The following is a 16,438-nucleotide window of genomic DNA, read 5'->3' as shown; positions in this document are numbered from 1 at the left end:
GGGGATCCGGTGGCGTGGGGGTTGGCTGGCTCGGACCATCCGCTGGTTGGTGCGGTGGTGCATTCACCGGATTCGGGTGGGGTGACTGTGACGGGTCGATTGTCGGTGGATGCGCACCGGTGGCTGGCTGATCATGCGGTGTCGGATGTGGTGTTGGTGCCGGGGACCGGGTTTGTGGAGTTGGTGATGCGTGCCGCGGATGAGGTGGGGTGCGTGGTGCTGCGGGAACTAACCTTGTTGGCTCCGTTGGCGTTGCCTGCCAGCGGTGGTGTGCAGGTGCAGGTTGTGGTTGCCGGGGTGGGTGAGCAGGGTGAACGCGCTGTCGCGGTCTACGCCCGCCCCGAAGCCGAGCGCAGCCATCCGGGTAGCGGTGCGGACTGGACTTTGCACGCCGAGGGCGTGGTTTCGTCAGGTGGGAATGTCTTCGGTGCGGAACTGCCCGCCATGTCCGCTGAGCTGGCGCAGTGGCCGCCGGTGGGTGCGGTGGGTGTGGATTTGGCGGGGCTGTATGACCGGCTGGCGGATGCCGGGTATCGGTATGGGCCGTCGTTCCGGGGTTTGCGGTCGGTGTGGCGGCGGGGTGCGGATCTGTTCGTCGAGGCCGCTCTTCCCGAACCCGGCGCGGAGGTGGCTCGGTACCGGTTGCATCCAGCTCTGCTGGATGCTGTGTTGCACGGCATGGCGGCCGCCGCGGAGACCGAGGTCGACCGCGGGGGCCAGGGGCCGAGATTGCCGTTCGCATGGCAGGACGTGGTCTTGCACGCAGTCGGCGCCACCTATCTGCGAGCCCATATCGCGCCCAGCGCGGGGGATGACTCAGCTTCGGGTGCGGTGCGGATCCACGCGGTGGACGAGTCCGGGCAGCCGGTTGTCACTGCGGGATCATTGACTACCCGGCCGATGCGACCCATCGCCGCGATGACGGATCGACTGCTGGGCGTGCAGTGGAACGGGCAGGCTACTTCGCCACGCGCACAAAGCATTTCGGAATCTGTGTCGTTTATCGGGATCGAGTCCTCTCTCGATCTGGCCGACCCGCCCCGCGATCTGCCGTCCGCAGTTGTGTTCGATATGCGTCGCATCGGAGCGGCCGACGCCGAAGTTGCCGTGGTGGAGCGGGTGCATGCTGTTGCAGCCACCGCCTTGGCGGTGGTGCAGGCGTGGCTGGGTGATTCTCGGTTTGGTGAGGGTCGTTTGGTGGTGTTGACCGCGGGTGCGGTTTCGGTTGCGGGGGAGAGGGTTAGCGATCTGGCGGGTGCGGCGGTGTGGGGGTTGGTGCGTTCGGCGCAGTCGGAGGATCCGGGTCGGATTGTGTTGGCCGACGTTGACGATGCGGGTGATGTGGGTGGTCTGGTTGGCGGGATTTTGGCCAGTGGGGAGCCGCAGGTGGCGGTGCGTGGCGGTCAACTGCATGTTGCACGGTTGACGCGGCTGTCGGTTGCGGCAGGTGTGCCGGTGCCGGTGTTGTCGGGGTCGGTGGTGGTGACCGGTGGTACTGGTGGTTTGGGTGCGATTGTTGCGCGGCATCTTGTTGTGGCTCATGGTGTTACGTCGTTGGTGTTGGGGAGTCGTCGGGGTCTGGACGCTGCGGGTGTGGCGGATCTGGTGGAAGAACTGACGGGGTTGGGTGCCATGGTGCGGGTGGTGGCGTGTGATGTGTCTACCCGTGTAGGGGTCGATACCCTGTTGGGTGCGGTTCCGGTGGAGTTGCCGTTGGTGGGTGTGGTCCATGCCGCGGGTGTGCTCGATGATGGTGTGATTGCGGCGTTGACGCCGCGGCGGTTGGATGCGGTGTTGGCGGCGAAGGCGGATGCGGCGTGGTATTTGCATGAGGCCACTCGTGACGTTGATTTGGCGTTGTTTGTGTTGTATTCCTCGGTTGCTGGTGTGTTGGGTGGTGCGGGGCAAGGTAATTACGCTGCGGCGAATAGTTTCTTGGATGCGCTGGCTGAGTTTCGTCGCGCTGAAGGGCTTGTGGCGGTGTCGATTGCGTGGGGTTTGTGGGATTCGGGTTCGGGGATGGGTGCACGGTTACGTGATGAGGACACTATCCGGCTCTCCCGTGACGGTGTGTCGGGTATGTCGGTCGAGCAGGGTTTGGTGTGGTTCGACGCTGCCCTGATCGCGGACCGGGCGACGGTCACCGCGACCCACCTCGACCTCGCAGCCCTGCGACGGACCACAACAGTCCCGGCAATTCTACGAGAACTCGAGCCACGCAACGCCCGACCCACATCGACGGCCATGGCGAAACGCTCTCTGCCCGAGCAACTGCAGGGTCTCAATACGACGGACCGGGAAAAGCTGGTGGTCGAGTACATCCACCGAGCTGCCGCGAAGGTGCTCGACTATCCGACGGCAGACAGTATCGGGCAAAACCTTGCCAGCGCAGGCTTCGACTCGCTGACTGCCATCGAGATGCGCAACATGCTCAACGCCGTAACCGGGCTTCGCCTACCTGCCATGGTTGTGTTCGATATTCCGGAAACCGCAGAGTTGGCTCGCCATATTCTCGATGCGCTACCTCGAAGCCTTGCCCCGGCTCCGGGAATCACGCCCGAGGCCCACGGACGATCTTCCGAGGCGACAACGCCTTTCGCAGCCGAGGACTCGATTGTCGCCTTGTACAAGCAGGCGATCGGCTCGGGCAAGTTGAGTATCGCCGATGACCTCTTGCGAAGTGCGTCGAGCCTACGACCAGTGTTCGACATCGCGCAGCGTGATTCCGGAGTCCTGAAGGGCGTGACCTGGAGTTCGAACGGGCCCCTTCCCTACCTCGTTTTCATCTGCACGCCGGTGTTCACCGGTGGCGTCCACCAGCACGCGCATATAGCGCGCGCGTTCCGTGGCCGGCGTCCAGTGCTCAGCATTCCATTGTCGGGGTTCGCCGCCGACCAGCCGCTACCGGCGAATGCGGAGATTGCCATCGAGGCGGTATCCGCCGCTGTGCTGGCGGCGGTCGGCGCGGAACCCTTTGTGCTGGCCGGGTACTCCTCGGGCGGAAACCTGGCGTACGCCGCGGCCCAACACCTCCTCGAAAACGGATGCGCAACGGTGCGGGGTGTGGTCCTCCTCGACTCGTTCAAGCTCTCGGGGGAAGGGCAAACGGACCTTCCCGTTGAGCAGCTGCCGCAGCAGATGCTGACCAAGGAATCAAGCTTCGGCGACTTCAGTAGCGCCCGGCTGACTGCGATGTTCAGCTGGTGTGACCTGCTCCCGGAGTTGTACTCGGGCGATCTCGATACCGAAGTGCTGTTCGTGCAATGCGGGAAGCCAGTCCTCTACAACGTCGATCATGAGACCGGGCGCAGGGAGGGAGCCATTGCACAACCCTGGTCGCCCACCCATCGTGTTGTGACGGTATCCGAGGATCATTTCTCGGTGGTTATCGACGGCTCGGTCGGCGTAAGCAATGTCATCGAGGGATGGATGGAGGAAACCCTATGACGCGCTAGTCGTTCCTCCCGTCACACACAGCCGCAGTAGCCGCAAGGAATATGTATGTCATTGAATTTCGTTAGACCGCTGGCGCCAAGCGAGGCAAGATTTGTTACCCCGAGCTTCTTCGTCGGATACTCCGCCCGGGTGCGCGGAAAATTGAACGTCGAGAATGTTAACCGCGCATTCGAGGCTCTCCAGCAAAAGTACCCTGTGCTGGCGGCACACTTGGAACGGAAAGGTGGCGACTTTGTCATCGTCGGCCCGACTGCACCAACGGCAGGTGTTGTCGTTCTGCACGGCGACATCGAAGACCCGATGGCCGGTGCCGAGCTGAACCACGGATCTGCCCTGTCCGCTCTGCGCCTAACCCTGGATGGCGATTCGGCTGCGGTGACTTTCATAGTTCACCACAGCATCGCCGATGCCTACCACGCGCTGGCGGTTTTCGATGACTTCTGGCGTATTTATGCGGACCTGCAGAAGGCGCGCCGGACCGACGTGGTTCCGCACCCATACCCGGAGCCCTTCGAGAAGCTGATGGCCGACCGCGGCGTAGGCGAGTACGCCGAACCTACTTCCGGAACCGCCGAGACTTCCGAGAGTCTCGCCGGTGAGCACCCGAACGGTTTCACGGCTCCCGTGGTCCGATGCACACTCTCAGAAGCGGAAACCAATGCCTTACTCGACTACGGCAGGCGTAACGAAACAACAATCCACGGTCTCGTCTCGGCCGCGATACTTCGCACCGAATCCGATGTGCAGGCCAAGCCCCTGACGTCGATTCCATTTGCGTACTCTGCGGACCTGCGAGGCCGCGTCCAGCCTCCCATCGAGGCGACGGCCGGAACAAATGTGCTGGGCTACACCTTGTTTCTCGGCACCGACGAGTCCGCCAGTGTCACGGAGCTGGCCCGGGAGATCAACGCGACCCTTCGGGCCGGCCTCGAGGACGGTTCCGTCATTCACTCGGGCCTGCATTCCGCGGAGATGGGATCGTTGGACGCTTCCGCCCCGGACTCGGCAGCCGTATCGGCGCCGATGGGGTTCCCTGTGATAGCAACAAACTGGGGGTCAATCCCGTCGTTCGATGTGGCCGAGGAAATCGTTTTCAAAGATTTTGTCGGATATGCGCACGTGGTTTCGGACGCTCCCGCTCCCGCCTTGGCCTCGAATACCTACCTGATCAGCACATTTCGTGGCCGGTTGAGCATCACCATCGGTGTATTCGATTCGGCCAGTGCGGAGAAGCAGGTGTCGGCAATAGGGTCGTATTTGCGCGAGTTGATCTAGCGCTTGGCGGTATTCGTTCGCCGGACATCATCTATCCCGCTATCAGAGAAAGGCCCTATTGCATGAGCGACAGCCCCGTGCGTTCGTACCCGTTCGGAACGCAGCACACCATCGACCTGGAATCAGCCTATTATGCAGTCCCGGTCAGCCGGGTGGAACTTCCGCTCGGCGGTACCGCTTGGCTGGTCACCAGCCATGAGCTGGTCAAACAGGTCCTCGCGGATCCGGTGTTCTCCCGGTCGGCGGCAAATCGGCCCGACATTGCCCGAATGTCGGATGACGTACTGCCGCCGACGTCGATCCTGGCTGCTGACGCACCCTGGCATACCGAGTTGCGTCAACGTATAGCGGGCCTATTCACGCCGCGTCGAGTGGAGGAGTTGCGGCCAGCGGTCGAAAAGACAGCGGGTGAACTGCTCGACGAGTTCATGTCCGGCGGCAACCGCGGTGACCTGACGACGGGCTTTATCGAACCGTTGGCCGTTGCGGTGGTGTGCGAGCTGTTACAGGTGCCGAAGGCCCTGCGTCGCAAGGTATCCGAGCTCAGCGAGCTGCTCGAAAGCAGCGAGGGGACACCCGAGAAGCTGATCGCCGCGGTGGTCGATTTTGCGGAGTTGATTCGCGAGATCGCTGCCGCCGGCACCAACGACCTGGTCGTGAAACTCGACGGGTTGTCGGATCAGGACATCGAGATCATGTTCGTCACGTTGCTCACGGCGGGGCGCAACTCCCCGACGACCTTCTTGTCGAGTGCGATCTTTGCCTTGCTACGCGAGCCCGGCAAGTACGGGCACCTGGTTGACCACCCCGAAACGATCGACAACGCAGTGGAGGAACTGCTGCGCTACACACCGGTGCGAGTCGACGGCGGCTTCAGCCGGGTGGCGTTGCAGGACACGAAGCTGGGCAGCGTGGAGATCCGGGCCGGCGAGGTGGTGGTTCCCGCGATGCATGCCGCCAATCGGGACGCTGCCGTCTTTGCGCGGCCCGAAGAATTGTTGCTTGATCGTACGGTGAGTCAGCATTTCGGGCTGGGGCACGGAGCGCACTACTGCGTAGGCGCGGCGCTGGCCAGGTTGGAGATCGGAATCGCTGTGCACTCCCTGACCCAACGGCTGCCGGCACTGCGGTTGGCGACCCCGGCGGCGGATATTCCGTGGCGGCCCGGACCTTTCCGGGTGCTCGAAAGCCTGGAGGTGATGTGGTGAGAACCCTGCGAATTGCTCCCACCCGCTGCTGGAACGCAGGCGTCTGCCTGAGCATTGCGACCTGCCAGACGCGAACCTACGGCGGCGTTGCCCGCCCGATTCCGGGCACCGAAGTGAGCGAGCAGGGCACACGATCGGCGGCAGCGTGCTGCTCGAACGAAGCCATCACGGTGCTCGAGGGAACCGAGACCGCCCAACACTGAGGCCTCGGAGCGAAGCGTGACGCTCCCGGTCGCGCCGGAAGCGTCACGCAGCCAGGTAATTCAGTGCGCGAGCATGTGCCGTACAGCCAGGTGACTGAACAACACCGAGGCCCCGATCGGGTTGCCGCCTCCTGGGTAGGTGGTGCCGCTTACCGCCGCCATGGTGTTGCCGGCCGCGTACAAACCGGGAATGGGCTCGCCGTCCCTCCTCAGCACCCTGGCCGCACTATCGGTGCGCAATCCACCCTTGGTACCGAGATCGGAGATACCGAATGCGGCCGCGTGGAAGGGGCCCTGCTCGATCGACACCAGCGGGGGCTTTCCGCCGGAGAATGCGCGGTCATATGCCTCGTCGCCGCGGCCGAAATCGGTGTCGACGCCCGCCGCGACCATGGTGTTGAACCGTTCCACCGTGGCGACCAGCCGATCGGCCGGAACTCCGATCTGCTCGGCGAGTTCGGGAAGGGTGTCCGCGGTGTGCCACAGCCCGGCCGCGACATACTTCTCCGACTCGACCATCGACACGTTGGGTGCTTTGACGGGCGGCACCTCGCCCTCTTTGTCGTCGTAGATCATCCAGTAGGGGAGGGTGAGCGATCCCGCGTCCAGTTTGCTGATCACATCGCGGCCGAGCCGGTCATAGGGTGCGGACTCGTTGACGAACCGTTGCCCATTCTGGTCGACAAAAATGCCACCGGTGAACCACAGCGCGAATGCCGAGCGCCCGTCCGGGTGCGTCAGGCCCGGCGACCACCACGCCTGATCCATCAGGTCGGTGTCACCGCCCACGGCGATCGCCGCCTCATGCGCTCGACCCTGGTTCCCCCACGGTCCCATGGTGTCTCGGGCGGCCCCCGGCACACCGTATCGGCGCCGGAGTTCGTCGTTGTGCTCGAAACCGCCCGAAGCGAGCACAACGCCCTTGCGCGCCCGGATGGCAAAGGGCGCACCGTCGCGTTCAGTGATCGCGCCCACCACGGCACCGACTTCGGTAATCAGTTCGACCAGAGGCGTGTTGCGATACAGCCGCACATCGGGGTAGCTCGACAGCGCGAGCAGGAATCGGCCGACGAGCGCCCGTCCGCCGATCAATATTTTCGGTGGTGGTGCGCCGAGGCGTTCGGTGTCGAGGGGTCCGCGCACGTGCTCGCCCAGTTCGCCCAGTTCGGCGGCGGGTAGCGGTGACGGAATGATGTGGCGTTGCCCGTCGAGCCGGGCCTTCGGTGCGTGACCGAAATAGTCCGGCCACGGCAACATTTCGAAGACGAAGCGGTCGTCGGCTTCGAGGTATTCGATGAGATCGGCGCCCCGGCGGACATAGGTATCCTGCAACTCCCACGGCGTTCGTTCACCGACGACGGCATGGTAGTAGGTGAGAGCGTCGTCGATTGTGTCGTCGGTGCCGGCCCGGCGTAACACGGGATTGCAGGGAAACCACATCCCGCCGCCAGCGGAGTACGCGGTCGTACCGCCGAACTTGTCGGTCGCCTCGACGACGGCAACGCTCAGCCCTTCTCGGATCGCGGTATAGGCGCCGGCCAGGCCGCCGCCCGACCCCGCGACCAGCACGTCCACTTCGTCGTTCCAATTCACCACTGTTACCTCCTGTGCTCGGCATCACGCTAGGCCGGGCCGGGTGGCTGGACGCACGGTTGCTCCCGCTCATCGGGAACGCAGCCAGCCTTTGTCATCTCTCGGGTGTATCAGGCGCGACGCCAACTCCGGTAGTCGGGCGGCGAAGCAGTCGTTCGCGGAGATCTCGTCGCTGGAAGGTTCAGTTCCCGATCCGGCGAGGACGACGGAGGAGGCGCCGCATGTCAAAGTCCGACACAGATCAACACCACTGGTTCGTCGTTTCGAACTGTGTTCGGAGGGAACGGCCCTACGCTCACCGCCTTCACCGGCGAAAACTGCTGTTCGTGGGTCGATGTCTCGAAGGAGTGGACGAGGGGCGCTGCTGGATGGCGACATATGAACATATCCATGCGAGTCGAGCTTGGTCGTTGACCTCGCCGGGGCGATGGATTGGCAATCGGCCAATGGAGCTCGTCTGGGTCGCTCGGAGTGTGTGGGGCCTGGATTGAGCTTCGGCTACGAGCCAAATATCGAATTGCCCACTGGTGTGCCGGACGCACGGAAGGCGGATAGGATATGCCGAGATGTGGATCTATGTGTGAGTGGGGACTTCGCCACAGATCGTGAGCATTCCTGTGTAAGGAATGTGCTCATGCGCACTAGAATACGCGGTCCAACGGCGTCGATGTCAAGCGGCTATTCGCAATCCCGATCGGGTGAGGCTTCGAGTATTGCCGCGCGGTTGAAACGGCTGCAGAAGTCGACATGAGTGCTCGCGACTCCGACCCGGTTAGTTATTTGGAAATGTCCAGCTGCCCAGGACGGGGTAATGCGAGTTCCAGGATGTCGTAGCGAAGGGCTTCCTGCGGGATCCGGCGCCCGTCGATGAGTAACGCAGCTGCCCTGTCTCGCGTTTGCTCGGGCAGCCAGGACACTAGTTGGCGTGCGCGGGTTTCGTTGACTGCACGCCCGGGTCGGGAAGCCTGTTTGATCAGAAGGTCCCAAAGATCGGTAGCGGGTCCGGCCGGCACACCGACTCGTTCTGATGTCATACAGGCGGCTTCGGCGATTTCGAGGCCAGCGGGGTCGAGATCACCGATGTAGTCCAGCCTTTCGACTATGAAGGGCATGTCGACGAGGGATTCCAGCGGGGCGGTATTGCGACCCTGTATCCAGGCAACGGCTGTCCACGGTGGGGTGGGGTGGCTGCGGAGAATTCGTAGCAGGGTGCGGAATGTCGCATGATTCTCCACGCAAACGATCGCTCCAGCTTCGGTCACAACTTGAGTTGTGGGCTCCCATGTCAGCGGGGTGGGAGTGCGTTCGCAGCGAAGAAGTTGGAATGTGAGGCGGTCATCCCTCCATAGGGATTTGCCGCCGAGTGGCGGTACGGTGTCGAAGGCTTTTTCGTCGTTTAGTAGTTGGTACGCGCGTTCGGCTGCGGCAACGATCGGTGTATTGCCACCGGTCTGTCTGAGCCAAGCGTTGACAGCGAGCAGCACCCGGCGTTGGGCTGCAAGCAGCGGCAGAGTAGCGGCCCAGGGTGCCAGTTCCGGGCGGAGTGGAACATCGACTGGTCGGCGTTGGTCTGTAGTCACGTCTTTGCGGGTGAGCGTTATTGATTTCGGCAGCGTGATGCGTCCACGGCGAACGGTTGTGGTCCGCGCAGGTGACCAGTAGCCAGCCGTTTCGCCGTGTTGAATGGTTTCCAGAAGGAGGTCAGGGAAGGCCGCCGAATCCAGATTCGGAGTTATTTCGCGCAGCGCTACGGCGACGTCGTCTATGTGTCGACGACCACCGTGTTTAGTGGGATCGAGTGCGGCGACTAGTGCTTCGATATCTACGGTGGTCATTCGCCGAGCACCGCGAGCACGTCGTTTTGCACCAGCATGAGGTCGGTGATCTGTCGTTTGCCATCGTCGATGACGATGACTTTTTCTCCAGAAGACGGGCGTGAGCGCCGGGCGAGGGCGATAATCCGATCGAACATCGAGAGGGCTCCCTTATCCTTCGGCGCGGCAGTGAAGACGAGTTGCAGGCCCAGTTTGTCCGCGGCCAGGCGCATTGTCCGGATGAATTGGTCAGCAGATGCCTGCCCGAAGGGGTTATCGAGCCAGAGCCAGCCGATGGAGCTGGCATCGCCGGCGGCACGAACTCGGGTCATGGTGGCGTACATGAGCACTCCGGCAGTTACTCGTTGTCCACCGGAGAAGTTCTTCAGCTCCGCAACGTCGACCCGATCCAGCGCCAGGTCGATGTGTGGTTTGAGCAGTTTGACACGAAATGGCGCGTCGACGAGCGCACGTGTGGCCGCGAATAGCATGGCCTGGGCGTCGGAGCGTCCGGCCCCCGGAATCAGCAGGGCATGCACGATGCGAGCAACTCGGTCCACCGCGACGGATTCGTCGGTGGGGACTGGATCGTGTTCGATCACGACGAATCGTTGGCCGGACCACTCGCCGAGACCCTCGGGCAGGCGTGACTGGTTTTGGTAATGGCGTAGTTTCTCGATTGCAGTTGCGGCTTGGATGTGGAGCATCTGTGCGCACATCCGTACGCGCCTATCGTGGTCTGCCAGGTCATCGCTCAAGGTCGCGGCACGCTGTTCGAGTTGCATAGCGAGCCGTTCGGCGTCGGCAGGCAACTGTTGGTCGGCGCGTAGGCGGCGGATCAGGTCGCCAATACGAGAATCCTCTCGGTCTTCGACGGCGCGAGCGTCGGAGCTGTTGGCGTGGGCGTGAACGGTGTCAGATGCTGTCCGCTGTATGTTCTCGTCAGCGGAGAGGGAATCTCGTGCCGAGCGAACCTCGTCGGCAATTCGATTGAGGTTATTGACGAGTTCGTCGACATTCTCGGCAGCACGTCCCATGAGGATCGCGCTGGCGAGATGTCGCAGCTGCTTCGCGGAGGTCTCTATGAGCTTGGCTGACGCTTCGGTTTGCTGTGCTGTCAGCTCAGCTTCTTTGGCCAGTCGTTCCTCGGTTCCGCGCGTCTCCAGTAGCTGCTGCGCCAGCTCATCGAGCTGTCGGGCAAAGCGGTCGGCGTCAGTCGAAGTTGCAACCCGTGCGGCCGGGAGGAATCCTTCGACGTCAGCAGCGGATCGATCCGCGCGGTCCTCGACACGCTGCCGATGCACGTTTTGTGCGTTTTCGGCCGCCGCATCGGCCTTCCCGCAGGCTTCCCGAGCTGTTGCTTCTCGTTCTTCAGCGATGCGGACCGATTCGGTGACTGCGACGGGATGACGCGCACCTTCACTGGCCGCGAAACTCTCGGCCAGTTCGCGACGTTCGGCATCCACACCGAGTACGGCTTCCACATCGGACAAGTCCTGACGTGTGCGCCGAATGTCTTCGTACAGCGCGGGATCCACGGCAGCGTCAGCGAGAGCATCCTCGATGCTGGTCAACCGTGCACGAATCGTCTCGTGGTCGCCGACCGGTACTGGACCGTCGGTCACAGGTGAAAGTCCTGCCTCCCGCAGCTGTTCGGTAGCGTTCTCGACGGCCCGACGATGCGTGCCGACAAGATCGTTGGCATCGGAGACCTCGCCGGTCAGTCGAGGCATATCAACTCGGAGTTCCTGTATACGGTCGCCGAGGTCAGCGACCGTGTCGCGCAGGGTCGGCAACAGCCGATATGCGCGGGCCGCGGTGTCAGCGGCCGAAATGACTGGGACGAGAAGCCTGCGGTCTTCGGCTGCGTCGTCGATGATCTGTTGTGCTGCAGTGGCGATCTTGTCCTGTTCTTTGCGAACTTGCTCGAGCTCGACGAGTCGGTTGTCGGCGGATTGTTCGTCGGCTTTCGCGTCTAGGTGTCTCTGCTGCGCGGTCGTGATTGCGTCCTGTAGTCGCGAACGTGGATCCGTGGAGTTGTCAGACCACAGTTGCTGCAAGGCGGCAAGGACGGCTCTAGAGTTCCCACCTTGGCTGGTCGCCTCGGTGAGGTTGCGGTGTGCCTGGGTGCGAGCGTCCGCGGCGGCACCGACCATCCGTTCGGCGGCTTCGCGGTCGTAGACTCCGGCTGGTGGAAGTAGGATCTGCGCCCGCGTGCTGGTGGGTTCTCCCGGTCTTGTCTGAGCGGTATCCGGATCGACGACAGCACCGACCCACAAGGCGACGTCCAGATCAAGGCCGATGATCGCCGAAACCGCCGGGTCGAGGAGATCCGGGTGCGCAATGACTACACCAGAGGCAATCTCGGGGCGTGCTTCGGCAAATTCCGCGGCTTCAGTGGCAGTCATTGTGTCGGCCAGCCATTTCCACCCCGACCATGCTCGAATTTCTTGAGTCGCACAGCGATTGACAGCTTTTTCGACCGTTGCTGACGGTGGCAGCAGTCGATCGGTGCCGACAGAGTCGATCACGCGATTGGCTTCGGTGATCGCCTTACGTGCTGTAGCCGCGTTGGTGTCGGCGTTGCCGGCATACGTATCCAACGCATCTGTCAGCGCTGTGCGTTGGACCCAGAGGTTGACGTCGGTGTTTGCGATAACGTCCTGGAAACGGCTGTCGTTGATGAGTGCGGTGAGCCGATTTACGACGGCAGTGAGGTCTCGTTCATCTCGGTTGGCGTCGTCGAGGGCGACCTGGGCACGTTGTTGCGCGGACTGGGCCTCGCGCCGGGCCTCGCGTTCCTCGTTCGCAATGCGGCCGCACACTTCGTCGGTCCTCGTTCGAGTGCCGCGCGCAGTCGATATCTGATCGGCAAGAACAGCATCACGTTGGGAGGGATCGGCGCCTTCGGCGAGAAGGCCAGAACTGACTGCGTCGGCGATCTTCTGCTCTGAAGCTCGAAGGGCGGCCTCAGACCCCCTCATCTGTTCGGCGGATTGTGCGTGTGCAGCTATGCAGGTTTGCAATTCTTTATCTGCATCGGCCAGTTCCTTCTTGAGGCGGACCAACCGCCGTTCCGCTGCGAGTAGGGCTCCGGCAGCGGTATCCCGATGGTGGGTCAACAGACGCGCCAGGTCGTGGCGGTGCTGCCGCTCAGCTCCGCGCAGCTGCTCGGTTTCCTGCTCGGCAGCTTCTCGCCGCTCTTCCAATCCGGCCAATGTGCTTGTCAACTTCTTGCCGTGCAGCACGTCAGAGACCAGCCGCCACGCCATCAGCGCCCGTACCGCGGTGTCCTTGTCGGCTTGTTTAGCGGCTGCGACACTCTCGGCTTGTTGGACGCGAAGTTCGGCCGCTCGCAACTGCATGCGAAGCCGGTGGGCCTGCGCTCGCCGCGCGGTTGTCCCGGCGTCGCGCCGCGCCTGATCGTGGTGCTCGAATAGCTTTGTCGCGGTCGAGCGTTTGTCACGGAGGATTGTCAGGGTCGCGTCGGCGTCCGCGACAACTGAGGTGGCATCTGCTTCAGCGGTTCCAAGCGTTCGCCGGGCACCGGCAACGCGTTCGTACGCGATCGCCAGTCCCAGCAGCGGATCGATAATCCGTTGCCATAGATTCAGTTCATCTTCCCAGTGCGGCCGTGCGGTCGCGTTCCGTCGCAGCGTATCGATACTGTTGGTGATCTGCTCAACAGTCGAGGTGGGCATTGTCGTGCCGATGAGCCACCGGACGAAGTCGTCGGAGTCTGCGAATCGCATGACTCGGTCGACCCCGCCTTCGGACGCATTCATGACGGCCTGGAAGCGAATCTGATCGAGATCGACACCCGCCGCTGCCAACCATGTGTGCCACTCGCCCTGACGATTCGAAGGCGGATGCGGGGGTGCAGCGCCGCCGTGTGGAAGCAGAGCGCGCACTGCTTCGACAAACTGTGCGCGCGTTGCCCATCGCCCGATCGGGGTACGAAATGGGAGGTCATCTATTGTCGGCCCGTGGTCGTCGGTAAGCCATCCGTAGAACACACGATGCAGCCGGGAGGGGTTGTCGAGGTCTTGAGTTCCGCCGTCCGGCCAGTCGGCGACCATGCCGACCACGATGCGCTGGTGTTCACCGTTGACGAAGCGACTGGCTTGTTCGATCACATGGCAGACATCGCGAGATTGGACCAGCTTGGCTAGCGAGCGGTCGGAATCGCCACGTATGAAGTCCCGAGGATGCGGCAAGTACAACGCATAGCGCAACGCGGTGATCATCGTCTTGCCAGTGCCATTGTCTGCCCACAAGGCCGCATGCGCGGTCGACTCCAGCGGGTCGGACCAGGTGATATCCAACCCTTCGAGACGAGACTCGTCCAGGCCTGCCCCAGTAAGAAAGGTTCGCTCCAACCGCCACTCGGTCTGCATCAGGCGTCATTTCCGTTGTCTTGATCCGCGACGATCTGAGCGGAGATACCGGAATGAGCGATCGTCTGCCACGCGAGAGGTCCACCGCTGGCCGCCACATGGGCGCGGAACCGGTCGGTGGAGCGCCACACCTGTAAGTCGGTGCGAGGTGGGGAAACTGTCTTGTCAACGATTACGAGACCGAACACAGACAACATCACCAGCACGTCCTCGCACATCCGCACCGTGGAGTAACGCTTCAGTTGCCCGCCGTCGGTCAACTCAACTTGTTTGCGACGAGTGCTGTACTCCAGCCAGGCTGGGCCCAGCCCGTCATCGAGGCCTACATCGCCGACTTCGACGGCAGCGGCATGCTCACGGATGAGGCGGTCCACGTCGACGGCAGTGACCCTGCGTGTACCGGGCTCTCGGACCGATCGCGCTGTCGGATAGCACCACGCTGCGACGCCTCCGAGCGCAACCCCATACACCATGCGATCGGCTGATCCTCTGATCTTTAGCCAGCGGCTCGTATCGGTCACCGCCAGGGGTGATTCGGCTTCTGCAGTCAGCACCAGTCCGGTCATTCGATCGGCGGTCAGCACACGAACGCCGAGCCCTGCTGCGGTTTCGTCGAATGCCGACCGCAATTCGGGATCGGTGTGATAGCGATCCAGCAAGTGGCTATAGGTGTCGTGGCGAGACGGGGTGAGCGTGTGGTCGAGCGCGTAGCGCAACAGGAACCCAACGTCTCGGCTGGTATCACGAGTGGACATCAGTGCTTCTCCGATAAACAAACAGGTCGGGAACGTTGAGATCGGGCAGAGCTGCCCGAACGTTGTCGTCCACCGCCCACCAGTCGTTGTGCGGGTCTGGAGTGCCGTCGGGTTGCCACAGCATCATCGCGTCCAGCGCTAGGAGGAGTCGAAGTCGCAGACGTGCGGTCCGTGCTGCGCCCACCAGCGCCGTGAGGGCGGCCACTAGGGGCGCTTCTGTGTGCACGAACAGGCGGTCGACGTCCGAAAGCAGATCCGAAAGCCGCGCTTTCGTGCCGGGAAGGATCCTCCGAACGCGCAGGAGATTGGCTGCGTCGTGAAACTCCTGCGGAAACTGCTCGTACACGCCGTCGGTTTCCAGTAAGGCCTCAACCGTGACCGGTTGGCCGGACACATCGATAACTTGCCTTGGTGGAGCAATCAGACGATTGGTTAAAGCGGTGAAGCTCAACACTTTCGCCGTTGCCGGTGGCGAACTGTCCGAACCGGACGGCAGCGCCCGCCCACTCAACAGAGCCGAAAGCACGTCGGCGCTAGGGTCCAATTCGGTCACCGGCGCGGCCGTAAATGATTGGGCGGCTTGGGCATCACGCCAGCGCGGGGTGGCCCCGACGATTTCGGTATGGAGTTCGGCAAGCGTCTCGACGGCACCGCCGAGGCGAGATATTGCTCGGGTTAGCTGTCGGACTTCTGTGGGGCTCTGCTTCTCCGACGCGTCCGCTCGCATGTTCTCCAGGTGCCGCAACAGAGTCCCATCGACCTGGATCCTCCGCTCTAAATGCCTTGATGCACTGGTCAACTCAGGGCGAAGCGTGTTGATGTAGTCCACACGCGTAACGTCACGCTCGGCCTCAATTATCAAGCGGCGGACGTTCGCTGAGTACGTGCGTGACAAGGTAAAAGCATCCTCGGCCGAGTCGATAGCCGCATCGAGACGACCGCTGTCGGTCTGTGCACGCATGACTGCGATCACCGCTTCGTGCTCGTCCTCCAAGGACCGGTTCGTCGCGATTAGCAGCAGGGTTACGGCACTATGGTCGACGTTCACCTGCACGGTCGATCCGTCGGCAGCGAGTGTTTCGTAGAGGACGCGGACCGGAATGCTCTGCGCCGCCCAACCAGCGTCCGCGTTTGCGTAGTCGACCGTGAAATACGGTGTCGGCTCTCCATGACGCAGCAAGTGATCAAGCACAAACCCTGCGACATGCGCGTGCTCACTTGGCGGGCGCTGGGGAGCCATTCCCGTTGCTGTCCGAGTCATTTCGTCGATGACAACGTCGCGCGGCGCGCCAAGATTGCCGTCTAAGCCCGAGGACAACGCGATGGTATCCACGGTGAGTTGGATCAGGGCGATGAAGTCGTACGAAGTCCACTCGACTTCGGATGGGTTGCGCGCACGGTTGAGGTGCAGATCGAAGATCGGCGACAGATGGGCGAGGGTTCGGCGCCGTCGCGTTGCGCTTCCGGCAAGCGCGGGCATCCCTGACGCGTCGGTCACCGTCGCGACCCCCGGTTGAGGCAACGTATGCGGGGTAGTACTGCCAGGGCCGTAGTCGCCACCGTCAAAACGGTACGCGTCACCACTGACAGCTCCGAGCTATTCAGCACGACCGATGCAGAGATAAGACCAAGAACTCGCTGGTTGTGGAGGCTGTCGACGTGAGAGCTGAATCGTGTCCGAGGAACACGGCCTGTCGCTGCCCGCTGACGGCGGAGTGATCAGGCACGCCGGAGCCG

Annotated in this window: 8 protein-coding genes; 3 read left to right on the top strand and 5 right to left on the bottom strand. The window is 62.7% G+C overall.

All coding sequences use genetic code 11. The features are described 5' to 3' along the window. The first annotated feature begins 9 nt into the window (after positions 1-9). The 3 genes from ACIBCN_RS39705 (at position 10) to ACIBCN_RS39695 (ending at position 5,939) form a co-directional block, all read left to right on the top strand. Positions 10-3,447: an SDR family NAD(P)-dependent oxidoreductase gene (locus tag ACIBCN_RS39705; RefSeq protein ID WP_396997401.1), complete on the top strand. Its 3,438-nt coding sequence runs from the start codon at positions 10-12 to the stop codon at positions 3,445-3,447. Between the two features lie 54 nt (positions 3,448-3,501). After that, positions 3,502-4,731, top strand: a complete 1,230-nt coding sequence (locus tag ACIBCN_RS39700) for a hypothetical protein (protein WP_396997400.1) — start codon at positions 3,502-3,504, stop codon at positions 4,729-4,731. 428 nt (positions 4,732-5,159) lie between these two features. Then, a complete protein-coding gene (locus tag ACIBCN_RS39695; RefSeq protein ID WP_396997399.1) occupies positions 5,160-5,939 on the top strand; it encodes a cytochrome P450 in 780 nt (259 codons plus the stop codon). A gap of 263 nt (positions 5,940-6,202) precedes the next feature. On the opposite strand, the gene ACIBCN_RS39690 is transcribed toward ACIBCN_RS39695, so the two are convergent. From ACIBCN_RS39690 to ACIBCN_RS39670, 5 genes are all read right to left on the bottom strand, one after another. After that, positions 6,203-7,738 (bottom strand): FAD-binding protein, encoded by a 1,536-nt coding sequence (locus tag ACIBCN_RS39690; RefSeq protein ID WP_396997398.1) that lies wholly within the window; start codon positions 7,736-7,738, stop codon positions 6,203-6,205. Between the two features lie 773 nt (positions 7,739-8,511). After that, on the bottom strand, positions 8,512-9,570 hold the full coding sequence (locus ACIBCN_RS39685; protein WP_396997397.1) for a hypothetical protein: 1,059 nt from the start codon (positions 9,568-9,570) through the stop codon (positions 8,512-8,514). Further along, positions 9,567-13,946, bottom strand: a complete 4,380-nt coding sequence (locus ACIBCN_RS39680) for a hypothetical protein (protein ID WP_396997395.1) — start codon at positions 13,944-13,946, stop codon at positions 9,567-9,569. The genes ACIBCN_RS39685 and ACIBCN_RS39680 overlap by 4 nt, the downstream gene beginning before the upstream one ends. After that, positions 13,946-14,701: a hypothetical protein gene (locus ACIBCN_RS39675; RefSeq protein WP_396997394.1), complete on the bottom strand. Its 756-nt coding sequence runs from the start codon at positions 14,699-14,701 to the stop codon at positions 13,946-13,948. The genes ACIBCN_RS39680 and ACIBCN_RS39675 overlap by 1 nt, the downstream gene beginning before the upstream one ends. Beyond that, positions 14,688-16,199 carry a hypothetical protein gene (locus ACIBCN_RS39670; RefSeq protein WP_396997392.1) on the bottom strand — a complete coding sequence of 504 codons (1,512 nt, stop codon included), beginning with the start codon at positions 16,197-16,199 and terminating at the stop codon, positions 14,688-14,690. The genes ACIBCN_RS39675 and ACIBCN_RS39670 overlap by 14 nt, the downstream gene beginning before the upstream one ends. Positions 16,200-16,438: the final 239 nt, after the last annotated feature.

The sequence above is a fragment of the Nocardia sp. NPDC051052 genome (assembly GCF_044456045.1).
Taxonomy (GTDB): Bacteria; Actinomycetota; Actinomycetes; order Mycobacteriales; family Mycobacteriaceae; genus Nocardia.
The sequence above is the reverse complement of the archived record's forward strand: the minus strand, read 5'-3'. Positions and strand labels throughout refer to the sequence as shown.